This window comes from Polaromonas sp. JS666 (genome assembly GCF_000013865.1).
GTDB lineage: Bacteria > Pseudomonadota > Gammaproteobacteria > Burkholderiales > Burkholderiaceae_C > Polaromonas.
In genome coordinates, this window is sequence record NC_007948.1 from 176,872 (window position 1) to 200,733 (window position 23,862).

20 protein-coding genes and 1 riboswitch are annotated in these 23,862 nt (G+C 64.2%); of the genes, 12 read left to right on the top strand and 8 right to left on the bottom strand.

Annotated features, from left to right (window positions below):
• Positions 1 to 84 precede the first annotated feature (84 nt).
• Entirely contained in the window at positions 85 to 549 is a 465-nt protein-coding gene (locus BPRO_RS00825; RefSeq protein WP_011481139.1) for a glycine zipper family protein, read from the top strand.
• Positions 550 to 879: 330 nt separating this feature from the next.
• On the opposite strand, the gene BPRO_RS00830 is transcribed toward BPRO_RS00825, so the two are convergent.
• Positions 880 to 2,082 carry a threonine ammonia-lyase gene (locus tag BPRO_RS00830; protein ID WP_011481140.1) on the bottom strand — a complete coding sequence of 401 codons (1,203 nt, stop codon included), beginning with the start codon at positions 2,080 to 2,082 and terminating at the stop codon, positions 880 to 882.
• 177 nt (positions 2,083 to 2,259) lie between these two features.
• Between BPRO_RS00830 and BPRO_RS00835 the strand changes: the two genes are divergently transcribed.
• Positions 2,260 to 4,629 carry an ATP-binding protein gene (locus BPRO_RS00835; RefSeq protein ID WP_011481141.1) on the top strand — a complete coding sequence of 790 codons (2,370 nt, stop codon included), beginning with the start codon at positions 2,260 to 2,262 and terminating at the stop codon, positions 4,627 to 4,629.
• Between the two features lie 143 nt (positions 4,630 to 4,772).
• Here BPRO_RS00835 and BPRO_RS00840 read toward each other — a convergent pair whose 3' ends face one another.
• From BPRO_RS00840 to BPRO_RS00860, 5 genes are all read right to left on the bottom strand, one after another.
• Positions 4,773 to 5,477 (bottom strand): SDR family NAD(P)-dependent oxidoreductase, encoded by a 705-nt coding sequence (locus BPRO_RS00840; RefSeq protein ID WP_011481142.1) that lies wholly within the window; start codon positions 5,475 to 5,477, stop codon positions 4,773 to 4,775.
• Positions 5,474 to 6,373, bottom strand: a complete 900-nt coding sequence (gene phhA / locus BPRO_RS00845; RefSeq protein ID WP_011481143.1) for a phenylalanine 4-monooxygenase — start codon at positions 6,371 to 6,373, stop codon at positions 5,474 to 5,476. Before phhA ends, BPRO_RS00840 begins: the two co-directional genes overlap by 4 nt.
• A gap of 10 nt (positions 6,374 to 6,383) precedes the next feature.
• The gene (locus BPRO_RS00850; protein WP_011481144.1) at positions 6,384 to 6,695 is read right to left on the bottom strand and encodes a 4a-hydroxytetrahydrobiopterin dehydratase; all 312 of its coding nucleotides are present in this window, start codon (positions 6,693 to 6,695) and stop codon (positions 6,384 to 6,386) included.
• Positions 6,696 to 7,153: 458 nt separating this feature from the next.
• Positions 7,154 to 9,055, bottom strand: a complete 1,902-nt coding sequence (gene recQ, locus BPRO_RS00855) for a DNA helicase RecQ (RefSeq protein WP_011481145.1) — start codon at positions 9,053 to 9,055, stop codon at positions 7,154 to 7,156.
• A 92-nt stretch (positions 9,056 to 9,147) separates the two neighbouring features.
• Positions 9,148 to 9,540 carry a rhodanese-like domain-containing protein gene (locus BPRO_RS00860; protein WP_041388161.1) on the bottom strand — a complete coding sequence of 131 codons (393 nt, stop codon included), beginning with the start codon at positions 9,538 to 9,540 and terminating at the stop codon, positions 9,148 to 9,150.
• Positions 9,541 to 9,868: 328 nt separating this feature from the next.
• Between BPRO_RS00860 and BPRO_RS00865 the strand changes: the two genes are divergently transcribed.
• Entirely contained in the window at positions 9,869 to 10,915 is a 1,047-nt protein-coding gene (locus BPRO_RS00865) for a homocysteine S-methyltransferase family protein (protein ID WP_011481147.1), read from the top strand.
• 64 nt (positions 10,916 to 10,979) lie between these two features.
• Here BPRO_RS00865 and BPRO_RS00870 read toward each other — a convergent pair whose 3' ends face one another.
• Positions 10,980 to 11,588 carry a cyclic nucleotide-binding domain-containing protein gene (locus tag BPRO_RS00870; protein WP_157045701.1) on the bottom strand — a complete coding sequence of 203 codons (609 nt, stop codon included), beginning with the start codon at positions 11,586 to 11,588 and terminating at the stop codon, positions 10,980 to 10,982.
• Between the two features lie 60 nt (positions 11,589 to 11,648).
• A riboswitch (S-adenosyl-L-homocysteine riboswitch) is annotated at positions 11,649 to 11,742 on the top strand.
• A 17-nt stretch (positions 11,743 to 11,759) separates the two neighbouring features.
• On the opposite strand from BPRO_RS00870, the gene metH reads away from it, so the two are divergent.
• From metH to BPRO_RS00900, 6 genes are all read left to right on the top strand, one after another.
• Positions 11,760 to 14,594, top strand: coding sequence for a methionine synthase (metH, locus tag BPRO_RS00875; RefSeq protein ID WP_011481149.1), 2,835 nt, complete (start codon positions 11,760 to 11,762; stop codon positions 14,592 to 14,594).
• Between the two features lie 225 nt (positions 14,595 to 14,819).
• Positions 14,820 to 15,644 (top strand): glycine zipper 2TM domain-containing protein, encoded by an 825-nt coding sequence (locus tag BPRO_RS00880; protein WP_011481150.1) that lies wholly within the window; start codon positions 14,820 to 14,822, stop codon positions 15,642 to 15,644.
• A 517-nt stretch (positions 15,645 to 16,161) separates the two neighbouring features.
• Positions 16,162 to 16,878: a Crp/Fnr family transcriptional regulator gene (locus BPRO_RS00885; protein WP_011481152.1), complete on the top strand. Its 717-nt coding sequence runs from the start codon at positions 16,162 to 16,164 to the stop codon at positions 16,876 to 16,878.
• A 229-nt stretch (positions 16,879 to 17,107) separates the two neighbouring features.
• The gene (locus BPRO_RS00890; protein WP_011481153.1) at positions 17,108 to 17,821 is read left to right on the top strand and encodes a Crp/Fnr family transcriptional regulator; all 714 of its coding nucleotides are present in this window, start codon (positions 17,108 to 17,110) and stop codon (positions 17,819 to 17,821) included.
• Between the two features lie 299 nt (positions 17,822 to 18,120).
• Positions 18,121 to 18,546 (top strand): hypothetical protein, encoded by a 426-nt coding sequence (locus BPRO_RS00895; RefSeq protein ID WP_157045702.1) that lies wholly within the window; start codon positions 18,121 to 18,123, stop codon positions 18,544 to 18,546.
• A gap of 64 nt (positions 18,547 to 18,610) precedes the next feature.
• Complete coding sequence (locus BPRO_RS00900; protein ID WP_011481155.1) at positions 18,611 to 19,168, top strand: hypothetical protein; 558 nt, start codon at positions 18,611 to 18,613, stop codon at positions 19,166 to 19,168.
• Positions 19,169 to 19,241: 73 nt separating this feature from the next.
• Here the strand turns inward: BPRO_RS00900 and BPRO_RS00905 are convergent, their stop codons facing one another.
• Positions 19,242 to 20,813, bottom strand: coding sequence for a YifB family Mg chelatase-like AAA ATPase (locus BPRO_RS00905; RefSeq protein WP_011481156.1), 1,572 nt, complete (start codon positions 20,811 to 20,813; stop codon positions 19,242 to 19,244).
• 196 nt (positions 20,814 to 21,009) lie between these two features.
• On the opposite strand from BPRO_RS00905, the gene BPRO_RS00910 reads away from it, so the two are divergent.
• From BPRO_RS00910 to BPRO_RS00920, 3 genes are read left to right on the top strand one after another with little or no spacing between them, the layout of a single operon-like run.
• A complete protein-coding gene (locus tag BPRO_RS00910; RefSeq protein WP_011481157.1) occupies positions 21,010 to 21,807 on the top strand; it encodes a TorF family putative porin in 798 nt (265 codons plus the stop codon).
• A gap of 59 nt (positions 21,808 to 21,866) precedes the next feature.
• Positions 21,867 to 22,205: a P-II family nitrogen regulator gene (gene glnK, locus BPRO_RS00915; RefSeq protein WP_007873831.1), complete on the top strand. Its 339-nt coding sequence runs from the start codon at positions 21,867 to 21,869 to the stop codon at positions 22,203 to 22,205.
• Between the two features lie 36 nt (positions 22,206 to 22,241).
• Positions 22,242 to 23,789, top strand: a complete 1,548-nt coding sequence (locus tag BPRO_RS00920) for an ammonium transporter (protein ID WP_011481158.1) — start codon at positions 22,242 to 22,244, stop codon at positions 23,787 to 23,789.
• Positions 23,790 to 23,862: the final 73 nt, after the last annotated feature.

A 23,862-nucleotide genomic window follows, 5' to 3' on the forward strand; every position in this document is an offset into this window, starting at 1 on the left:
TTTTACCTTTATCTTTACGGCCTGGGCTGCGGCAATGACCCGCCTGCGGTAATCTTTGGCCTGCGAATTTAGCGGAAGGAACGCATGAATACCCCAGCCCGAATGTTTGCCGTGTGCGCCGCTTGGGCGGCGGTGGCTCTGTTGTCAGCCTGCGCGGCCAGCGGGCCCGGCAGCCCGTCGGCCAGGCCCGTGCTCTATCCCAACGCCACGCTCAACCGCGTCGGCGAGGTACAAGGCCGGGCCGAGGCCGACGCCTGCATGGCGCGCGCCGTATCGGCCGGCCTGACGCCCGAGCAAAAGAGCAATGAAGTGGGCCGTCGGGCCGGCGAGGGCGCGGCCACGGTGGGTGTCGCCTCGGCTGTCGGTGCGCTGATCACGGGCCGCGGCACCGACGGCGTGTTGCGGGCCGGTGCCGCAGGGGCTGCCGTGGGCGGCTCGGCCGGTGCGGTGTCGGGGGCCTTCCATAGCGACCGGCCCAACACCACCTACCGCAGCTTCGTGCAGCGCTGCCTGAGCGAGAAGGGCTTTGACGTGATCGGCTGGAACTAGGGCCTGTGAACGCTATTTATGCAAATGCGAATGGGGTGAAAACAGCGCCAATCAAGGCGCGCGACGACGCCCAGACCGGGCGTCTGGGCTAGGAGCGCAACGCAGAGTGGCGCTGTTTTCACCCCATTCCCTTCGGGTTGCGATCAAAAAGGCCCTGCGCGGCGTTGCAAAGCCTTGGCGGGGTCTACCCCGCCTGCGTTTTGCGCCTTGCTCATGGCCTTTTTGACTCGCAACGCATCTTGCATAAATAGCGTTCACAGGCCCTAGTCCGGCGAGTCCCCTCCCGCCAGCCGCAACGGGACGATGAAAGCCATAGGGGGCGGCGGACGTTCAGTGCTGCTCGGACGCCTCAAATCCGGCTGCGGCCAGCGCCGCCAGCACCTGCGCGATGTGCTCGCGCCCGCGCGTCTGGATCACCAGCTCGATCTCCACATTCTGGACCGACAGCGTGGTGAAGGCGCGCTGGTGGTGTACCTCGTCGATGTTGGCGCCCGCATCGGCTACCGTCGCGGTGATCTTGGCCAGCGAGCCTGGCACGTCACGCACGCTGACCTTGATGCGGGCCAGCCGCCCGGCGCGCACCATGCCGCGCTCGATGATGGCCGCCAGCAGCAGCGGGTCGATATTGCCGCCGCACAGCACCAGCCCGACTTTCTTGCCGGCAAAGCGCGCCGGGTATTTGAGCACCGCCGCCAAGCCGGCCGCGCCCGCACCCTCGACCAGGGTTTTTTCAATTTCCAGCAGCATCACCATGGCCTGCTCGATATCCCCTTCATCGACCAGCACCAGGTCGTCCACCAGCTTTTCAATGATGGCTTGCGGGATGACCCCCGGCGTGCCCACGGCGATGCCCTCGGCAATGGTGCTGGTGCCCTGCGGGTGGTGCGTGCCCTTGATGGCGTTGACCATGGCCGGAAAGCGCGAGGTCTGCACCCCCACGATTTCAATCTCGGGCTTCAGGGCCTTGGCGGCGATGGCCATGCCCGCGATCAGCCCGCCGCCGCCCACGGCGACGACCAGCGTGTCCAGGCCGGGGACGGCGTGCAGCATTTCCAGCCCCACGGTGCCCTGGCCCGCCACGATAGCTTCGTCGTCGTAGGGGTGCACAAACACCAGGCCCTCGCGCTCGGCCAGCATCAGCGCGTGGGCGCGCGACTCCTCCAGCGTGTCGCCGTGCAGCACCACCTCCGCGCCAAAGCCGCGGGTACGCTCGGTCTTGACGCCGGGCGTGAAGCGCGGCATCACGATGACGGCCCTCAGGCCCAGGCGCTGGGCATGATAAGCCACACCCTGGGCATGGTTGCCGGCGCTCATCGCGATCACGCCGCGGCGCCGTTCGTCGCCTGAGAGTTGCGCAAGTTTGTTGCAGGCGCCACGCTCCTTGAAAGAGGCCGTGTACTGCAGGTTTTCAAATTTCAGGTAAATCTGCGCCCCGGTCAGCTGTGACAGCGTCCTGGACTCCACGCAGGGGGTATCCAGCAAATGGCCCTGCAGGCGCTGGGCGGCTTGTTCAATATCGGTCAGACTGAGCATGAAGGTTCTCCTCGGCAGATTGTGTGCCCTGAACATGCCATTTTCAGCCGCTTGTGTGGCACATTTCACACGAGGGCCTTCAAGTAGCGTCTTCCATGATGCTTCAAGCTGCGTTATGGTGTGTCTTTAGAGCTGGGTTTGCGTCAAAGGTTTTTTTTGCAAACTGGGGGTTTGTCCATGAGCAAGCGTTCCGCGAGTGAGCAGCAGTGGCTGTTGTCTCCCGGCCTGAAAGAAGCGCCGGTGCTCGATCTCATGTGCTCGCACTTTGTGCTGACCCTGGCAGCCCGCCAGGGCGCCAAGTTCAATGTACGGCGCGACCTCAACAGCCTGCTGTCGCTCTCGGGGCGACACCTGGTCTGGCCGCTGCCGGCGATGCAGCGCCTGCGTGAATTCCTGGGGCGCCGCTGCAAGGACAACGAACTGTGGCGCGGCCACGAAACCCTGAGCGACGCCGAGTTCATGGCGCGCCACGGCGCCTGGCGTGGTCCGTATGAGGAGGGCACGCTGTTCTTCTATCTCGATGAGCACGCCAAGGACCAGCCCAAGGATTTGCTGTCCGTGCTGGCCGCCACCGGCGAGTGGCTGACGCACGCGCTGAAAAAGCAGTCCACGCTGGTGGAGAAAAACATTGATGCGCTGGCCAACCTGCTGCAACTCAACCGGGCCGAGCGTGCGCTGCTGCTGTATGGAACCCTCGCGCGCTATCAGCGCGATCTTCGCTCGCTGCTGGTCGAGTTCAAGGTCAGCAACGCACCCGAGGCTTACGCCGCCATCGCCGACGTGGCCGGCGTCAAGGCACCGGAGGTCGCCGAGGCATTGCGCGCCGGCTCGCGGCTCGAGCGCATTGGTATGGTCGAAAACCTGATTTCAGAGCACAACATCACGGACCTGGCCGACCTGATGAAGGTCAGCGAAAAGCTGCCGCCGGTGCTGATGCGCGAATACCGCGACCAGAACGAGCTGATGGCCGTCTTTACCCGGCCCGCTGCGCGCAGCAGCCTCGGCTTGGCGGACTTCGCCTTTGTGCAGGACGACGCCCAGGTGCTGGTGTCCCTGCTGCGCAATGCGGTCGCCGCCCGGGAGCAGGGCGTCAATGTGCTGCTCTACGGGCCACCCGGCACCGGCAAGACCGAGCTGGCCAAGGTGGTGGCGCATGCGGCCGGGCTGGACCTGTTCGAGGTCGAATATGCCGACCGCGACGGCAACTCGCTGAGCGGGCGCGATCGCTACCGCTCCCTGCAGATCGCCCAGGTTTTCCTGAAGGGCAGCACGCACTCCGCCCTGCTGTTTGACGAGGTGGAGGATGTGTTCCCGCCGATCTCCAGTGAAGCCGCGCAGTTCATGGCGCGCTCCGAACAGTTGCCGCCCGCCAGTGCGGCCAACGGCTCGGTCAGCGGCAAGGCCTGGGTCAACCAGATCCTGGAGTCCAACGCGGTGCCCACGCTGTGGGTGACCAACCGCATCGAGCAGATCGATCCGGCCTTTCGCCGCCGTTTTGCCTACCACCTCGAGCTTCGCTCACCGCCGCCCGGTGCGCGCGAGGGCGTGGTGCGCAAGACGCTGGAAGGCGTGCAGGTCAGCGAGGCGTTTGTGGAGAAGCTCACCGCGCGCAAGGGCCTGACGCCGGCGCAGATACGCACGGCCGTGCGGTTTGCCCAGCTGGCCAGCGCGCCAGCGGACACGGTGGACGCCCAGGTGGATGCCGAGGGGATGAAGGCCATGCTGGCGGGCGGCCGCCCGGCGCTGATGGAGTCCCTGATCGAGCGGCAGCTCAAGAACGCCGATGTCGCACTGGGCAATCCGGCGGAAGCGGCGGGCCGCCGCAGCGTGACGACCTACGACCTGGCGATGCTGCATGTCGAGTCCCGTTTTGAGGTGCCGCGCATCGTCGAGGCGCTGAAAAGCCGGGGCCACGGCTGCCTGTGTTTTTACGGCGCCCCCGGCACGGGTAAAACTGCGCTGGCCGAACACATCGCCAAAACGCTGGACCAGGCGCTCATCATCAAGCAGGCCAGCGACCTGATGAGCAAGTATGTGGGTGAGACCGAGCAGAACATGGCGGCCATGTTCCGCGAGGCCGAAGCCGAGAAGGCCGTGCTGCTGCTCGATGAGGCCGACAGCTTTCTGCAGGACAGGCGCGGCGCGCAGCGCACCTATGAGGTCACCGAGGTCAACGAAATGCTGCAGGGCATGGAGCGCTATGCGGGCATCTTCATCTGCACCACCAACCTGATGGAAAGCCTGGACCAGGCCGCCTTGCGGCGCTTTACCTTCAAGATCAAGTTCATGCCGCTGACGCGCGAGCAGCGCGAGAAGATGTTCGTGGTCGAGGCGCTGGGCGGCGACGCCGCGCTGTTCACGGCGGCGCTGCAGGAGCGGCTGGGCAAGCTCTCACAGCTGTGCCCCGGTGACTTCGCGGCCGTCAAACGCCAGACAGATATTCTGGGCGCGGTGTTCAGCCCTGACGAATTCATGAGTCAGCTCGAAGCCGAGCACCGCATCAAGCCCGAAGTGCGCGAGTCGCGCAACATGGGCTTTTTGCACTGATCGGAATTTCAGAACTTGACAAGGCGGATGGTTTTGCGCGAGCCATTGCCCCTGTCGGTGACGGCCTGCACCCTGCGCGCCCGGCAGCCGCCGGCACCGCAGCTGGCGGTAGCGCCCGGCGCGCCGACAGGTTCAGGCGCGGCTCAGCTCAGTCCGGTCACGGGGAGGGCGGCGCCATGCACGGCGCGGGCGGCATCGGAGGCCAGGAACATGATCACCTGGGCCAGGTCCTGCGTCGAGACCCAGCGCGCGGGGTCGGCATCCGGCATGGCCGCGCGATTTTCCGGGGTGTCCAGAATGGTCGGCAGCACGCAGTTCACGTTGATGTGTTGCTCGCGCAGCTCGGCAGCCATCGCCTCGGTCAGGCGGATGACGCTGCTCTTGGAGGCGCAGTAGGCGCCCATATGGGCCACGCCTTTTTGCGCCGCAAAAGCCCCAACGTTGACAATCTTGCCGCCGCCATGCGCCAGCATGTGCGGCACCACGCTGCGCGCCATGTTCAGCAGCGTGCGGGCGTTGATGTCCAGCAGGAAATCCCAGGTGCTGTCGCTGGTGGCGTGCACCGCCTCGCCCATACGAAAACCGCCGGCCAGGTTGCACAGCACATCGATGCGCCCGAAGCGGGCGAGCGCTGCTGCCTGCGCGGCGGCGACCTGTGCGGCGTCCAGCAGGTCGGTGGCCACCAGCAGGCGGTCGGTGCCGGCGGTGCCGTATGCCCGGTGCAGCGCATCGAGTTGCCGGTCCAGCAGCACCAGTTGTGCGCCCTGTGCCGAAAATGCGGCCGCCACCGCTTGCCCCAGGTTGCCTGCGGCGCCGGTCACCATCACGGTGCGATGCTTGAAGTTCATGCTGCTGCTCCCTGCCGTTTGGCGTGGTGGTAATGGCCCGATCCGCGGGTGAACATCCGGTCTGTTGGCAGCACCGTTCCCGGCGTGTGGTCGGGCTGGTCCTGCACCCGCGCGTAGCTGGCCGCAAAATCGATCTTCGCCAGTGCCAGCAATTCGTCCAGGTCGTCAATCACAAAGTAGCTTTCCTGGAAATCGTCAATCCGGTACTGCGTGCGCATCACCCGCTCCAGCTCAAAGCCCAGCCGGTTCGGCGAGGCATCATCGAGCGCAAACACGCTTTCCGCGGCGGACGAGGCGATGCCGGCGCCATAAATACGCAAGCCGTCCTGTTGCTGCACCAGGCCGAATTCGACCGTGTACCAGTAGACGCGCGCCAGCTTGTCGAGCACGCCCAGCTTCTGCGCGCGCAGCCCACCCACGCCATAGGCCTGGATGTAGTCCGCAATGGCCGGGTTCATCAGCATGGGCACGTGGCCGAATACGTCGTGAAAAACATCGGGCTCTTCCAGGTAGTCCAGCTGGTGCCGCCCGCGGATGAACTGGCCCGCGGGAAAGCGGCGGTTCGCCAAGTGTTCAAAGAACACATCATCGGGCACCAGGCCCGGCACGGCAACCACCTGCCAGCCGGTGCGCTGCATCAAGGTGTCGGACAGGCGCCGGAAATCGGGAATCTGGTCTGCGCCTATCGGCAGCCGGGCCATGCCCTCCACGAAAGCATCGCAGGCGCGCCCGGGCAGCAGGCGGCGCTGGCGTTCGAACAGCGTCTTCCAGATGCCGTGCTCTTCGGCGCTGTAGTGTTCCCAGCCCTGGTCCATGGTCCAGTCGGCCCGCTCCGGCTGGGCCGTGTCGCCGGCCGCCAGGCCGTGTTTGCTGCTGGTGTCTGGGAGTGTCTGCATGGTGTCTTGCCTAAGCGCGCGGGGTGTTCAAGGGGGCGTAGATGGCATCGACCTGTTGTGCCAGGTCGACGTCGTTGGTCGACAGGCCCTGGACGTCGTGGGTGGTCAGGGTGATGGCCACCCGGTTGTAGACGTTGGACCATTCGGGGTGGTGGTTGAGCTTTTCGGCAACCAGGGCGACCTGGGCCATGAACCCGAAAGCCTGGACAAAGTCGGCGAAGCTGAATTCACGGCTGATCAGGCCACCGCGTGCCTCGCTGAACTGCCAGTCGGGCAGGGCGGCGCGCAGTTGCTGGATTTCCGGCGGGGCTAATTTGTGCATGGCAGAACTTCCTGAAAGGGCAGGTATGGCGGCAGGGCGGGGCGAAGCGATGGTTTGAAGACGCGAGTTTTGACGGGGCACGTTGCCATGCGCTGTGGGGCGACGTCGCATGACCTGTGTACCGGGCGACTCCGCCTTCACCTCAACATCAATAGCGGCTTGTGCAGCAGGGCCAGGCGCTCAGCCGTGTTTCGTCCAGGAACAACGAAACCGGAAAAGGGGCTGCCACGGTGAATCTCCTGATGAAGTAAGACTGCTTGAAAGCCGGATATGGCGCTGAGATCGGTCAATCATCTCGCAATATTTGCGCAGTTTTATTGCAACTTCAGAGCCGATCCGGCGCTGCGGCACAGCTTTTCAGCGCGACGCTGCACCTGTCGCAGCGACGATGCCGGCCATGCCGAGGATCGCCAGCCGAGGGAACAAAACAGCCAGGGGCGGCCTGGGCCGGCTGTCGTTCAGCCTGCCGCCGGGGCCACGCAGACCCGCAGCACCTCGGCGCCATAGGCTTCCAGCTTTTTCGCGCCAATCCCGCTGATCCCTTCCAGGTCGTGCAGGCGCTGCGGTGCGCGCTCGGCAATGGCGCGCAGCGTGGCGTCGTGAAAGATCACGAACGCCGGCAAGTTGTGCTCGCGCGCCACCTCGGCGCGCCAGGCCTTGAGGCTGGCCAGCCGTTCCAGCGCGCCGGCATTGAGCGCGGCTTCGGCCAGGCCCTTGACGGAGGTCTTGGTCACGCGCTTGCGGCGGTCGGCCTTGCCGCCCAGGGCCTGCTCGCGCAGCACCACGCTGACCTCGCCCTTGAGCACCTGCCGGGCATCGGGCAGCAGCTGCAGCGTGCTGAAGGCTTCCGTGTCGACGCGGACCATGTTTTTCGCAATCAGCTGGCGCAGCACGCTGCGCCACTGCGCCTCGGCCAGATCGGTGCCAATACCGAAGGTGCTGAGCTTGTCGTGGCCGTATTGCGCCACTTTCTCGGTGGCCTTGCCGCGCAGGATATCCATGATGTGGCCGGCGCCAAAACTGATGCCGCTGGCCTGCTGCACGCGGTAGATGCAGCTGAGCATTTTGCGGGCCGCTTCGGTGGCGTCCCAGACGGCCGGCGGGCTGAGACAGTTGTCGCAGTTGCCGCAAGGTTGGCTTTCCTCGTCAAAGTAATGCAGCAGGCTGACGCGGCGGCAGCGCGTGTCTTCGGCCAGGCTCAAGAGCGCATCGAGCTTGCCGCGCATCACCTGCTTGAACTCTTCGCTGGCGGCATCGCTGGTGTCTATCATGCGGCGCTGGTTCACCACGTCCTGCAGGCCGTAGGCCATCCAGGCGTTGGCGGGCAGCCCATCGCGCCCGGCCCGGCCCGTCTCCTGGTAATAGCCTTCGATGTTTTTCGGCATGTCCAGGTGCGCGACAAAGCGCACGTCGGGCTTGTCAATGCCCATGCCGAAGGCAATTGTCGCCACCATGACGACGCCGTCCTCGCGCAGGAAGCGGTCTTGCCGCTGCTGGCGCAGCGAGGCGTCCAGCCCTGCGTGGTAAGCCAGCGCCTTCAGGCCGGCATCCTGCAGGGTTGCGGCAATCTCTTCCACGCGCTTCCTTGACTGGCAATACACAATGCCGGCCTCGCCCTCATGCTCGGACTCGATGAAGCGCAGCAGCTGGCGCGTCGGGTCGGCCTTTTCGACAATGGTGTAGCGGATGTTGGGCCGGTCAAAGCTGCTGACAAACTCGCGCGCGTCTTCAAGCTTGAGCCGCTCAATCATGTCCTGCCGCGTCAGGGCGTCGGCGGTGGCCGTGAGCGCGATGCGCGGCACATCGGGAAAGGTTTCGTGCAGCAGGCTCAGGGAGCGGTACTCCGGCCGGAAATCATGGCCCCACTGGCTCACGCAATGCGCCTCGTCGATCGCAAACAGGCTGAGTAGGCCGCGCTCGTGCAGCGAGGCCAGCAGGCCCTTCATGCGCGGCGTGTTGATGCGTTCGGGCGCCGCGTACAGCAGCGTCAGCTCGTTGCGCAGCAACTGTTTTTCAAGCTGGCTGCTTTCTTCAAAGCTTTGCGTTGAATTCAAAAACGCGGCGGACACGCCGGCCTCATGCAGCGCGCCGACCTGGTCGTGCATCAGCGCAATCAGCGGCGAAATCACCACCGTCACGCCATGGCCGGCGTTTTGCCGCACGATGGCCGGGATCTGATAGCACAGCGACTTGCCCCCGCCGGTAGGCATCAGCACCAGCGCGTCGCCGCCCTGCACCACGTGTTCCACGATGGCTTCCTGCGGGCCGCGGAACTCGGAGTAGCCAAAGACCTGACCCAGAATGTCCAACGGGGTCGGCCGGGATAAAGACCGGGATGAAGAAACAGGCGATGAAGACAAGGGGATGCTGCGGATGCAGGTTTGTTATGAAAATAATAGCTGCAAGTTCAAAAGAAACAGGGGTTGCAGCCGGATTTGATGCCGAAGGCGGGTTACATCTGCTCCCAGGGCAGGCCGTCAAAGCGCCAGCCCGAGAGCGTAGACCTGCGAAACTGCTCGTCGAGCTCTCCTTCAAAGCCATGCACCACATGCTGCACGTCGGAAAATCCGGCGGCCTCCAGCGCCTTGCCGGCGTCCAGCGTGCGCTTGCCAGAGCGGCAGATCAGCAATACCGGCTGGGTTTTGCCGGTGGCCTCGCGAACCACAGCTTCGGCAAATTTCTGCGGATCAGGCTGCAAGTCGGGGTATTCATACCACGGCACATGGACCACACCGGGCGGGCGGCCGACATACAGCGACTCGATTTCCATGCGCACATCCACGAACAGGGTGTCGGGGTGCGCCTGCAGCCAGGTCCAGGCTTCTTTGGGTTGGAGGTTTTTCATGTGCGGAGGGTCAATGCCCGCTATTGTGGCTGATGGGGCCCCCACGGTCGCTCACTGCGTGTAGCTCCCTGCCCCCCGAGGGGGCCGCTGCACCTGCGGCCCGGCGAAGCCGGTTCCGCGGCCCCTGCTGGTGGAATAGAGCCCCCACGCTCCCCACTGCATGTGGTTCGCTGCCCCCCGAGGGGGCGCTGCGCCTGCGGTCTGGCGAAGCCAGTCCCGCGGCCCCGGCTGGTGCAGAGCTCTTGCGAAGGGTAGGGCGGCTCTGGCGAAAAACAGGGACGCTATTCAGGAGCCTGCTGAAAAAACCGCCGCACCTTAAAATCGGCGCATGAAGCCCCTAAATTACACCCGCGGACAGCAACTGCCAGCCATCCTGGAACAACGCATCGCCATCCTTGACGGCGCGATGGGCACGATGATCCAGCGCTTCAAGTTGAACGAAGCCCAGTACCGCGGCGAGCGCTTCAAGGACTTCCACAAGGACGTCAAGGGCAACAACGAACTGCTCAGCCTGACCCGTCCCGACGTGATCCGCGACATCCATGAAGGCTACCTCGCCGCCGGCGCCGACATGATAGAGACCAACACCTTTGGTGCCACCACGGTCGCCCAGGCCGACTACGACATGGCGGATCTGGCCGTGGAGATGAACTACGAGTCGGCCCGCATCGCGCGTGCCGCCTGCGACAAGTTTTCCACGCCCGACAAGCCGCGCTTCGTGGTGGGCGCCCTGGGCCCGACGCCCAAAACCGCCAGCATCAGCCCCGATGTGAACGACCCGGGCGCGCGCAACACCAGCTTTGAGGAGCTGCGCAAGGCTTATTACGAGCAGACGGAAGCGCTGGTCAAGGGCGGCAGCGATGTGCTGCTGGTCGAAACCATTTTCGACACACTCAACGCCAAGGCGGCCCTGTTTGCGATCGACGAGTACTTCGACAACTCCGGTGAGTGCCTGCCCCTCATCATCAGCGGCACCGTCACGGACGCGTCGGGCCGCATCCTGAGCGGCCAGACCGTGACCGCCTTCTGGCACAGCGTGCGCCATGCCCGGCCGCTGGCGATTGGTCTCAATTGCGCGCTGGGCGCCACGCTGATGCGCCCCTACATCCAGGAACTGGCCCGTGTGGCCGGCGACACCTTTATCAGCTGCTACCCGAATGCCGGACTGCCCAACCCCATGAGCGACACCGGCTTCGATGAAACGCCCGACGTGACCTCGCGCCTGCTGCGCGAATTTGCCGACGAAGGGCTGGTCAACATCGTGGGCGGCTGCTGCGGCACCACGCCAGAGCATATCCAGGCCATTGCGCATGCGGTGGCGCCCCTGCCGTCCCGGGCTGTCGCTTCCCGCTTCTTCTACCGTGAGGCGGCTTAGGCCGGGTTAGATCGCGGGTCAGGCCGGGTTGGCGGGCACCGCGCTTTTTTATTCGCGTGAGGCGTCAGTCCGGCAGCAGGTGATCGATTTCCTGCTGCATGGCCTGCGTGAGCTGGCTGTATTTCTTGAGTTTTTCGGTGGCATCGCGCAGCCGCTCGGCAATCCGCAGCGAGACGGCGAACATCAGCTTGGCCGCCGTCCGGGGATCATCCACGCTGAGAGTTCCGAGTGCGGCGCGTGACAACACCGCGCACCGCACGTCGGTGCTGGCCGTGCAGGAGGCCAGCCGGGCCCGGCCATCGACCAGCCCCATTTCGCCGACCAGGCTGCCCGGTCCCAGCACCGACACGGTGACGGGTGTGCGGCGACTGACCAGGATGCTTTCCACGGTGACCTCGCCTTCGACCACCAGCAGCATGTAGCCGGTATCGCTTTTGTCCCCTTCGGTGATGAAGGTGGTGCCCGCGGCAATTTTTTGCGGAATCATGTAGCTCACCACGGTGAGCGCCTCTTCGGGCGTGAGCTGCATCAGGGCCGTGGGCGCAATCAGCAGCCTGGCCGCCAGTTCGGCCGTGCTGGAGCCTTCAATCGCACGCCTGCGCTCTTCCGGCCGCATCAGCTCAGGGGGACCGGGCGCCAACTTTTTCTTGTCGCCAAACAGGTATTCGAACATGGATTTTCCGGATTTGTTGCAAAGCATGGCGCCGGCCGCTGCCTGCCCTTAAAATAATGGTAACCCAAGGAGCGTTGCAGCGAAGCATTGATTCGTCAGGCTTGGGTCACCGGCGTGTTCCCCGAAGCGCCTGCAGCAACGACGCTCACCTTGAGCCCAAAAGGTGAGTGCATGTCCGAAATTCAAGATCCCATCGCTGTTCCCCCCATGAAGCTGTCCGGCCTGGAGCCGGTGGCCATCGGGGAGGGCACGCTCTTCGTCAACATCGGCGAGCGCACCAACGTCACCGGTTCCAAGGCCTTTGCCCGCATGATTTTGAACGGCGAGTACGAGCAGGCCCTGGCCGTGGCGCGCCAGCAGGTGGAGAACGGCGCGCAAATCATCGACATCAACATGGATGAGGCCATGCTGGACAGCCAAGCCGCCATGGTGCGCTTTCTGAACCTGATCGCCGGCGAACCCGACATTGCCCGCGTGCCCATCATGATCGACAGCTCCAAATGGAGCGTGATCGAGGCCGGCCTGCGCTGCATCCAGGGCAAGGGCATCGTCAACTCGATTTCCATGAAGGAGGGGGTCGAGCCCTTCAAGCACCAGGCCAAGCTGCTCAAGCGCTATGGCGCGGCTGCCGTGGTGATGGCCTTTGACGAGCAGGGCCAGGCCGACACCTACCAGCGCAAGATCGAGATCTGCGAGCGGGCCTACCGCGTGCTGGTCGACGAGGTCGGCTTTCCGCCCGAAGACATCATCTTTGACCCCAACATCTTTGCCATTGCCACCGGCATTGAAGAACACAACAACTACGCGGTCGATTTCATCAACGCCACACGCTGGATCAAGGCCAACCTGCCGGGTGCCAAGGTGTCGGGTGGTGTGTCCAACGTGAGTTTCAGCTTCCGTGGTAACGACCCGGTGCGCGAAGCGATTCACACGGTATTCCTGTACCACGCGATCCAGGCCGGCATGGACATGGGCATCGTCAACGCCGGCATGGTGGGCGTGTATGACGACCTGGAGCCGACGCTGCGCGAGCGCGTCGAAGACGTGGTGCTCAATCGCCAGCCGGTCTACAAGCCGGGTGAGCCTGAACTCACACCCAGCGAGCGCCTGATTGAAGTGGCCGAAAGCGCCAAAAGCGGTGCCAGGGACGACAGCAAGAAAAACGAGTGGCGAGCGCTGCCGGTGCGCGAGCGTCTGTCGCACGCGCTGGTGCTGGGCATGAACGAATTCATCACCGAAGACACCGAGGAAATGTGGCAGGCCATCAAGGCCGAAGGCGGCCGGCCGCTGCATGTGATCGAAGGCCCGTTGATGGACGGCATGAACGTGGTGGGCGACCTGTTTGGCCAGGGCAAGATGTTTTTGCCGCAGGTGGTCAAAAGCGCCCGCGTGATGAAGCAGGCCGTGGCGCACCTGCTGCCCTACATCGAGGCCGAAAAGCTGCTGCTCGAAGCCGCGGGCGGCGACGTCAAGACCAAGGGCAAGATCATCATTGCCACCGTCAAGGGCGATGTGCACGACATTGGCAAGAACATCGTGACCGTCGTTCTTCAGTGCAACAATTTTGAGGTGGTCAACATGGGCGTGATGGTGCCCTGCCACGAAATCCTGGCGCGCGCCAAGGTCGAAGGCGCCGACATCGTCGGCCTGTCGGGCCTGATCACGCCGAGCCTGGAAGAGATGCAGTACGTAGCAAGCGAGATGCAGAAGGACGAGCATTTCCGCATCAAGAAAATCCCGCTGCTGATTGGCGGCGCCACCACCAGCCGGGTGCACACGGCGGTGAAGATTTCCCCCCATTACGAGGGCCCGGTGGTCTATGTGCCCGATGCCTCGCGCAGCGTGAGCGTGGCGCAGAGCCTGCTGTCCGACCAAGCCGCCAGATACATTGATGAGCTGAAGGCGGACTACGAGAAGGTGCGCACCCAGCACGCCAACAAGAAGCAGGTGCCGATGTGGCCGCTGGCCAAGGCGCGTGCCAACAAAACGCCCCTCGACTGGACAAGCTACACGCCGCCCGTGCCCAAATTTATCGGCCGCCGCGTGTTTAAAAACTTCGACCTGGCCGAGCTGGCCCGGCACATCGACTGGGGCCCGTTTTTCCAGACCTGGGACCTGGCGGGCCCGTTCCCGGCCATCCTGAAAGACGAGGTGGTGGGCACCGAGGCCGTGCGTGTGTATGCCGACGCACAGCGCCTGCTCAAGCGCCTGATCGAAGGCCGCTGGCTCACCGCCAGCGGGGTGATCGGCCTGTACCCTGCCAACAGCGTGGGCGACGACATCGAGATCTACACCGACGAGACCCGCAGCGAGGTGGCCATGACCTGGTATGGCCTGCGCCAGCAAGCCGAGAAGACGGCGGTACCTGGCGACGACGGAAAGAACCACATGCGCCCCAGCCGCTGCCTCTCGGACTTTGTGGCGCCCAAGGTGCTTCCCGCCGAAGCCAGGGCCGTGCGCGCCGGCCACGCCGGCCAGGAAGGCCACAACACGTTCATGCTGCCGGATTACATCGGTTTGTTCGCAGTCACCGCTGGCATTGGCGCCGAGAAGAAAGAAAAGTACTTTCTTGACGACAACGACGACTACTCGTCCATCATGCTCAAGGCGTTGGCCGACCGGCTGGCCGAAGCCTTTGCCGAGGCCATGCACCTGCGCGTGCGCAAGGACCTCTGGGGCTACGCCGCTGGCGAGTCGCTCACCACCGAAGAGCTGATTGCAGAGAAATACCAGGGCATACGCCCCGCGCCCGGCTACCCGGCCTGCCCGGACCACAGCGTGAAGAAAGACATGTTTGCGCTGCTGAAGGCCGACGAGATCGGGATGGCCCTGACCGAAAGCCTGGCCATGACGCCGGCGGCCAGTGTCAGCGGTTTTTACCTGAGCCATCCCGAGAGCACGTATTTCAACGTGGGCAAGATCGGCGACGACCAGCTGCAGGATCTGGCCCGGCGGCGCGGTGCAAAAGCGGAAGAGTTGCAACGCTTGCTGGCGCCCAATTTGTGAGGTAGCAGGGCCGGCAGGCCGGCTCCCGGCTGCGCTCCTACCCTTCTGTTTACCGTGTGTTTACCGCCGCATTGCCTGTACTTACAAAAAAACACGTGTCGTTGGCGCGGTCTGTGTACCTTTAGGCTGTCTCGGACGTTCATGAGTGAACGGCGAAGGGCGCCAGCCTGCATTCATGCAGCTTGGTGCCGTCCCGGGACTTTTTAACAAAAGAAGGGATACCCCATGAACACCTCCGTCGACAACCTCCAGCCGGGCCAGCAAGCTGCCTCGTCTGGCAGCAAGCCCCTGTGGGCGGCGATCGGCATACTCGGTGTGGCGGTGCTGGCCATGGGCGCCACCATGCTGTACAACCAGCGTGCCCAGCCCCCGGCTGCCAGCGTGGCGGCTGTAACGATGCCCCAGGCCCCGGCGGCACCGCAGCTGGCCGGGCCGGCGCCTTCTGCCAACGCAGTCGACGACCTGATTGAAAAGCCGGTGGCCACCCCGGCCAAGCCCGCCGCCGCGCCCGCGCCGGCCAAAAAAGTGGTCAAACCCCAACCCAGGCCTGTGCCGACACAGGCGCCGAGCTACTCGGGCGTTTCACCCGCGCCCTCTGCCGTACCGGCCCCGGCCATGGCGGCGGCACCGACGGTGTGCGCCGTGTGTGGTTCCGTTGAATCGGTCACGCCGGTGGAGCGTTCCGCCAAACCAGCCGGCCCCGGCGTGGGCGCTGTGGCTGGCGGGGTGCTGGGTGCGGTGCTGGGCAACCAGGTGGGCCATGGCGGCGGCCGCACCGCCGCCACCATCCTGGGCGCGGTCGGCGGCGGTTTTGCCGGCAACGCGATCGAAGGGCAGATTCGCAAGGAAACGGTTTACCAGGTGGGTGTGCGCATGGAAGACGGTTCGCGCCGCACCGTGGAAGTGGCGCGCGCGCCCGCAGTGGGCAGCCGCGTGACCGTGGACGGCGCCGTCCTGCGCACCAGCGATGGTGCAACCTACGGCCCCAAGCCGCCACCGGCGCCTGTGGCCGCACAGCCTGCACCTGCACCGGAATACCAGGGGCGTTGATCAAGCCCGACAGGCTCCTGGACAGGGCATGACAGCGAAATCGGTGGCAATCCTGGCCATCTGACAGACCTGCAAGCCATCCCCGGCGCCAGGCGAAAGCTGCCACCAGCTTTCGCCTGGCGCTTTTTTGTGTGTCCGCTGGACGGTATCCGACATCAAGCGCATCAGTCCGGCCAGGCTGGCTGACTGACTATTGACAAGGTCAATTTTCAGCAGTACTACCCTCAAAAATAGCTTGATTTTTGTCGGGTGATGCCAGGATTGATCCAGGCGCAACTGAAGAAGAAAACGATATCGTTGCGGTGTGGTGCGCGCGAATCCGGGCGGAAAGCGCTTTTGCTGGCTGCCTGGCCTCAGCCTCTTGTATGTTTGATAGCGAACATATAGAGTCGAATGGGGTTGGTTTGTGCGCTATCGAACATACAGAAGGGGGTCTGGCTGCATATAGTCCAAGGTTGCAAAAAAAGCCTCTGCCAGAGGTGGTTTTCGAAGTCAGACCCCGCCCCGGAGTTTCGTGATGGCTATTTCCCCCGATCCCCAAAAAAACCAGCTGCTCGCCGCGCTGCCAGATGCCGAGTGGCAGCGCTGGCTGCCACAACTGGAATTCGTCGATATGCCGCTGGGCCAGGTGCTGTACGAGTCGGGTGGCACATTGAGCCACGTGTATTTTCCAACGACAGCCATCGTCTCCTTGCTGTATGTGATGGAAAACGGCGCCTCGGCCGAGATTGCCGTCGTGGGCAACGAGGGCGTCGTCGGCATTTCGCTGTTCATGGGCGGCGAGTCCACGCCCAGCCGTGCGGTGGTGCAAAGCGCTGGCCAGGGTTTTCGGCTGAAGGCGCAGTTGATGAAAGACGAGTTTAAAAAAACGCCGGTGCTGCACCTGATGCTGCGCTACACCCAGGCGCTGATCACGCAGATGGCGCAAACCGCGGTGTGCAACCGCCACCATTCGCTGGACCAGCAGCTGTGCCGCTGGCTGCTGCTGAGCCTGGACCGCCTGCAGGGCAACGAGTTGGTGATGACGCAGGAGTTGATCGCCAACATGCTCGGCGTGCGCCGCGAAGGCGTGACGGAGGGCGCGCTCAAGCTGCAAAAGGCCGGGCTGATCAGCTATGCGCGCGGCCGCATCTCCGTGCTGGACCGCCAGGGGCTGGAGCAGCGCACCTGCGAGTGTTATGCGGTGGTCAAGAAGGAGTACGACCGCCTGCTTCCCCAGCGGCTGGCGGCTTGACGGCTTGAGGTCTGAGGTCTGAGGCGGGTGCCGGCTTTCGGCCCGGTTCCTGCCGCCTGGCGCTGTGGCCGTGGCCCCGCCCTGGCATCGCGCCGTATGTGCGCTGGGATACAGTGGCGCGGCGGTGCTTGGCGCATACTCGGGACATCGACCTACACTGCATCTCGCAGCAGCGCGCCATGTTCGCCCCCGGCATCTGATAGGGCCAGCAGCACACCGGAGAGCCATTTTGGCCACCGTCCAGAACCATCTGATAGAGCGGCTTCCCCGCAAGGACCGGGTGCGCCTGCTGGCCATTTGCGAACCCGTCCAGCTGGCGCTGTCGGAAGTGTTGTGCGAGCCCGGCACGCCTACGCGCCATGTCTATTTCCCCACCGAGGGCTTTATTTCACTGGTGGCGCTGCTTGACGGCAGCCCCGGCGTGGAAGTGGGCATGGTGGGCCGTGAGGGCATGCTGGGGGCGCAGGTGGCCCTGGGCGTGGTCACCTCGCCATTGCATGCGCTGGTGCAGGGCCCGGGTGCGGCCTGGCGCGTAGACACCGGCGCCTTCCGCAAAGAGCTCGCAGCCAGTGCGGCGCTGCAGCGCGGCCTCAATCGCTACCTCTATGTGCTCATGGCCCAGCAGGCCGCATCGGCTGCGTGCCTGCGCTTTCACCTGATCGGCCCGCGCCTGGCGCGCTGGCTGCTGATGACCCAGGACCGTGCCCACTCCGACAGCTTTCATGTCACGCAAGCCTTTCTCGCCTACATGCTCGGTGTGCGCCGCGTCGGCGTCACGGCGGCTGCCGGTGCTTTGCAGCGCAGCGGCCTCATCGAATACCACCGCGGCGACTTCAGGGTGCTGGACCGCAGCGGGCTCGAAGCCGCGGCCTGTGGCTGTTATGCCGCTGGGCGGCAGTCCTATGCCGAACTGCTGGACGGCCCATCCCCCGTCGCGCCATAGGGCGTAGGGCCTTCATGCCTCTGGTTCAGGGCCGCTCGGCGGCTCCCTGACAGGGCGGTCGTTGTGATTGCAGGGTTGAGCACCCGGGCTGGCCTGTTCTGTTCGGTAGTGCACCGACGCACTGCCCGCGACTTGCTATAAGGAATCAGTGCGGTATCTCCAGCCCTGTACTGGTCGAGGCACCTGGCCGCTGCTGCGGCATGATGAAATCAACCTAACTCAGTACGAGGCGTGTCATGATTCGAACAAAACCTGATTGGCCAGATTGGATGCCCGGAGCCGCGAACCTGGCGTCGGCCATGCCGATTTTCGGAGGTCTCTGGCCAGACTCAAGGAGTCGCTACGCCGGGCTTGCCATCCCGACCAACATCTCCTTTTCCCGTGCCAGGCGCAAAGCCGCCGATACTGACACCGGCGACGCTGTTCCCGTGCCTGCAGCAAGCGCATCGCTGCCCGGACGGTTGTGCGAGATTGCGAACGGCGACTGGGACGCCATGTTCCGCGCGGTCGAATCCAGGCTGAGGCAAACGGTAGGCGAGCGCCTTGCCGTCATCGCCGAGCCGCAGCCGCAGGACGCAGCAGGTCGGGTCCAGGCCGTTGTGCTGGAATGTGTGGAGGCACTGGAGCAGTTGCACACGGCGCTGATGCTGGAACGCGATCGATGCGGCCAGCTGGAACGGGAGCTGGCCATTCTGACCGGTTCAGCGGCCCGACCGCTTCTCTGAGCCGCAGCCTGTTCCGGGTGATCCGCTCCCGCACCACGCACTGAAATCACTGAATCGCTGAACCATGGGAACATCGATTGAGCCGGTGACGCCGGCGCCGGATGAAAAAAAAGCCGGTCTCGCTGGCGATCGCGATTTCGCAGCGGTGCGTGCAGGGTGTCAGGCCACGGGTGGCGCGGTGCGCGAGAGCGATCTCGCCGGCTGGCTGGAGAAGCGCCAGCGCGGAGATGCTGTGAGCCTGGCAAAGCTGATCATCTCGGGCAATATTTTTGGTTTTGAATGGCAGGGCAACTTCTGGGTTCCGATGTTTCAGTTTGACTTTCGCGACCTGTCGATCAGGCAGGCGCCCCGGATGGTGCGCGCCGAACTGGAGGGCGTGTTTGACGGCTGGGCGCTTGCCGTCTGGTTTGTCCAGCCTTGCGTCTGGTTGAACGGCCGAAGCCCCCTCCACCTGCTGGAAGCGGACCTGCCGGCCGTCCTGGAAGCAGCGCGCAGCGAGCGCCTTGTTGCAACGGGTTGGACGGGAAAGCCCGGTGCGTCGTTTGCCACGGCACTCCGGGGGCGGAGCCATCATGCACCTGCAGCCTCAGCGGAGGCTGCGGGTCCTGGCACTGGTGAATGACGCCCCGGCGCCACCCGGCCAGTCGTCTGCTGGCGTTGCGCGCGCAGACCCGGCCGCGCCCGGCGCGCCAGGTTCAGTGAGCGGCCTTGAGTGCACGGCGGTACTGCACCGCCTCGGCTACATGCGTGACCTGCACCGTGGCCGCACCCGCCAGGTCCGCAATCGTTCTTGCCACCTTCAGGCACCGGTGAATGCTGCGGCCTGACCAGCCCAGCCGCGTGGCCGCGGTGTTCAGAAATTTCGCCGCTGCGTCATCGAGCTGGCATTGCGCATCAATCGCCTGGCCTTCCAGGGCCTGGTTGGTGCTGCCCTGCCGGGCGATGGCGCGCTCGCGGGCCTGGACTACCCGGCCCCGGATGGACGCACTGGCCTCGCCGGGCGGCGTGTTCACCAACTCATCGGCGGCCAGCGCACCGACCTCTACATGCAGGTCAATCCGGTCCAGCAGGGGGCCGCTGAGTTTGCCCTGGTAACGCGACACCTGGTCGGGCGAGCAGCGGCAGGCGCGCAGGCTGGAGCCCAGGTAGCCGCAGGGGCAGGGGTTCATGGCGGCGACCAGCTGAAAGCGCGCCGGAAATTCGGCGCGCTGCGCCGCCCGGGAAATCGTGATGGTGCCGGACTCCAGCGGCTCGCGCAGCGCTTCCAGCGCGGCGCGCGGGAACTCGGGCAGCTCGTCGAGAAACAGGACGCCCCGGTGGGCCAGCGAGATCTCGCCCGGCCGGGGCGGCGAGCCGCCGCCCACCAAGGCCACGGCGCTGGCTGTGTGGTGGGGTGCGCAGGTGGGCCGCACGGCCCAGTTTTCCAGCGCGAAGCGGCCACCCAGCGAGGCGACCGCGGCGCTTTCCAGCGCCTCCTCGGTCGTCATGGCGGGCAGCAGGCCGGCAAAGCGCTGTGCCAGCATGGACTTGCCGGAGCCTGGTGCACCCATCATCAGCACGCTGTGCCCGCCGGCTGCCGCGATTTCGAGCGCCCGCCGGGCAGCGGCCTGGCCCTTGACGTCGGCGAGATCCGGGTAATCTGCCTGCTCCCGGCGCGGGATGGGCGCGATCCGGGTCCAGCCGTCCAGCACCTCTGGCGGCGTGTCGCCCGGCAGAAATTGCCTGACCACGTCCAGCAAATGGTGCGCCCGGTAAATTTCGGCGTCGGGAACCAGCGCTGCCTCCTGGGCACTGCCTTCGGGCAGCACCAATTTGGGTTGCCTGGCCGGCATGCCGGGCTTGTCGCGGGGCATGGCGCCATCGTTTGCGAGGTGCGCCAATGCCAGGCTCATGGCCAGTGCGCCTCTTACAGGCCGCAGGTCGCCGCCCAAAGACAATTCCCCCGCGAACTCGTAGCCCGCCAGCTTGCGGGCGTCCAGCTGGCCGCTGGCGGCCAGAATGCCCAGGGCAATCGGCAAATCGAAGCGGCCGGAGTCCTTGGGCAGGTCCGCAGGTGCCAGATTCACCGTGATCCTCTTGTTGGCCGGAAACTCCAGCCCGGTGTTCTGAATGGCCGAGCGCACCCGCTCGCGTGCTTCCTTCACCTCGGTTTCTGCCAGCCCCACCAGGGTGAAGCTGGGCAAGCCGTTTGCCAGGTGCACTTCGACGCACACCGGACGTGCTTCCAGTCCCAGCAGGGCACGGCTGTGCACTAAAGACAAGCTCATTTTTGCAACTCCCTCTTAAATGCTTCAAAGTTGTGCGCATATTTGCGCCAACTTGGTGCAATATTCATGTTTCTTGTTCTTGATGTAACGCGACAGTGCGCGAGATGGTAGACGTGTACCCACAGTATTAGCGGGGGTTTGGCACGTAACGTGCTACGAATAATCAGGCCAACTTCAACAACCTTCGGAGCTTTTCATGAAACTCATCCCCGTCCAGGCCGCACTTGCCGCATCTCTGCTTGTGTCCGGCGCAGTCTTTGCCCAGACGCCTGCCCCTGCCGCAGAGCCATCTCCGTTGTCGTTCAACATCTCCCTGACCAGCAACTACAAGTTCCGCGGACAGGACCAGGATTACTCCAAGACCCGGAGTTTCAAGCCAGCCCTGCAAGGCGGTGTCGATTATGCGTTCAGCAACGGTTTTTACGTGGGTAACTGGAACTCCACCATCAACTGGACCAAATACCTGCCTTCCGGCGATGACAGCAAGATCGAGATCGACGTGTACGGCGGTTACAAGTTCAAGGCCGGCGCTGTCGATCTGGATGTCGGTGCCCTGACTTACTACTACCCGGGCGCCAGCGGCGCCAACACGACCGAGGTCTACCTCGGAGCCGCTTACGGTCCGGTCAGCGCCAAGTACTTCCACACCGTCTCCAAAGGTTACTTTGGCCTCGGCAAGGAATACCTGGTGGGTGAAGGCCGTGGTACCGGCTACCTGAACCTGGCGTTCGCCCAGGAAGTGATGCCCAAGGTGACCTTCAAGGCCTCCCTCGGCTTCACCGACCTGAAGAGCGCCGCGAACTCCGCCGGCCTGCCTGACTACATGGACTACAGCGTTGGCGCCAGCTACGACCTGGGTAGCGGTCTTGCCCTTGCCGGTGCTGTGGTCGGTGGCAACAAGAAAAACAGCTATCTGTATCCCGCGTCAGTTGACACCAGCGGCAAGTCCATCAACAAGGGCACCCTGGTTGTGACGCTGACCAAAACCCTGTAAAGCGGCAGAAGCGGCGCTCTGCATGGGCCGCTTCCCTATTCATCCTGGAGGAACCTGAAATGAAACTCGTAACGGCCATCATCAAACCGTTCAAGCTGGATGAGGTGCGTGAAGCACTCTCCGGCATTGGCGTGCAAGGCATCACGGTGACTGAAGTCAAAGGCTTCGGCCGTCAAAAAGGCCACACTGAACTGTACCGCGGTGCAGAGTATGTGGTCGACTTTCTGCCCAAGGTCAAAATTGAAGCGGCAGTGTCTGACGATCTGGTGGATCGCGTGATTGAGGCGGTTGAGGGTGCTGCCCGCACCGGCAAGATCGGCGACGGCAAGGTCTTTGTCTATAACCTCGAGCAGGTTGTGCGCATCCGCACCGGTGAAACCGGCAAGGAAGCGCTCTGACGCGCGGTTCAACCCTAGAAAAAAGAGAACATCGACATGAAAAAATTTCTTGCTTCCCTTGTATTGGGATTGAGTCTGCTGGGAACTGGCGCAGCCGTCATGGCGCAGGCGCCCGCTGCAGCGCCTGCCGCGTCCGCCGCCGAAGCCAAGCCGGCTGAGGCAGCTGCACCAGCGGCACCGGCCGCCGCAGCAGCCCCGGCGGCCGCAGCTGCAGCGCCCGCGGCTTCCGCCGCAGCAGCTCCGGCCCCCGTCCCCAACAAGGGAGACACCGCCTGGATGATGGTTTCCACCCTGCTGGTGATCATGATGACCGTGCCGGGTCTGGCCCTGTTCTATGGCGGCCTGGTCCGCAGCAAGAACATGCTATCGGTCCTGATGCAGGTCATGGTGACGTTCTCCATGATTGTGGTGCTGTGGTTCATCTATGGCTACAGCCTGGCATTCACGGAGGGCAACGCATTCTTTGGCGGCTTTGACCGGCTGTTCATGAAAGGAGTCTGGGACAACGCGGCCGGCACTTTCGCCAACGCCGCGACCTTCAGCAAGGGCGTCGTGATTCCTGAAATCGTGTTTGCCGCCTTCCAGGCAACGTTCGCCGGCATCACCTGCACCCTGATCGTTGGCGCCTTTGCCGAACGCATCAAGTTCTCGGCCGTGCTGCTCTTCATGGCCATCTGGTTCACCTTCAGCTACGCGCCGATTGCGCACATGGTGTGGTTCTGGATGGGGCCTGATGCCTACACGGGCAAGGAAGTGGTTGACGCGATGACCGGCAAGGCCGGATACATCTGGCAAATGGGCGCGCTGGACTTTGCCGGCGGTACCGTCGTGCACATCAACGCGGCTGTCGCCGGCCTGGTGGGTGCCTTTGTGATTGGCAAGCGTATCGGCTACGGCAAGGAATCGATGGCGCCTCACAGCCTCACGCTGACCATGGTCGGATCCGCCTTGCTGTGGGTCGGCTGGTTTGGTTTCAACGCCGGCTCGGCGCTGGAAGCCAATGGTTTTGCCGCCCTGGCATTCATCAACACCCTCGGTGCCACCGCCGCCGCTGTGCTGGCCTGGTGTGTCGGTGAATCGCTGATGCGTGGCAAGGCTTCGATGCTGGGTGCTGCATCCGGTGCGGTTGCGGGTCTGGTGGCGATCACGCCAGCAGCCGGCAATGTGGGTATCGGTGGTGGTCTGGTGATCGGTCTGGCGGCTGGCTTTGCCTGCCTCTGGGGCGTGAATGGCCTGAAGAAACTGCTGGGTGCCGACGACTCGCTCGACGTGTTCGGCGTGCACGGCATCGGCGGTATTCTGGGCGCCTTGCTCACCGGCGTGTTCAATTCCCCGAGCCTGGGCGGCCCCGGCTATGTGGCCGACTGGACGACGGCCACCATGGTGACCGCTGCCGATTTCTCGGTCGTGTCGCAACTGTGGATCCAGGCCAAGGCCGTGCTGATCACCATCGTCTGGTCTGGCGTGGTTTCCTTCATCGCCTACAAGATTGTTGACCTGACGATCGGCCTGCGTGTGAGCGAAGAAGACGAGCGCGAAGGTCTGGACATCACCGCACACGGTGAAACGGCCTACAACCGCTAAGAGGAATAGGAATGCCGGGACTGCCCTGAGGGCAGTCCCTTGATCAACGAGAGTCTCCTTTGGATGTTCAGCC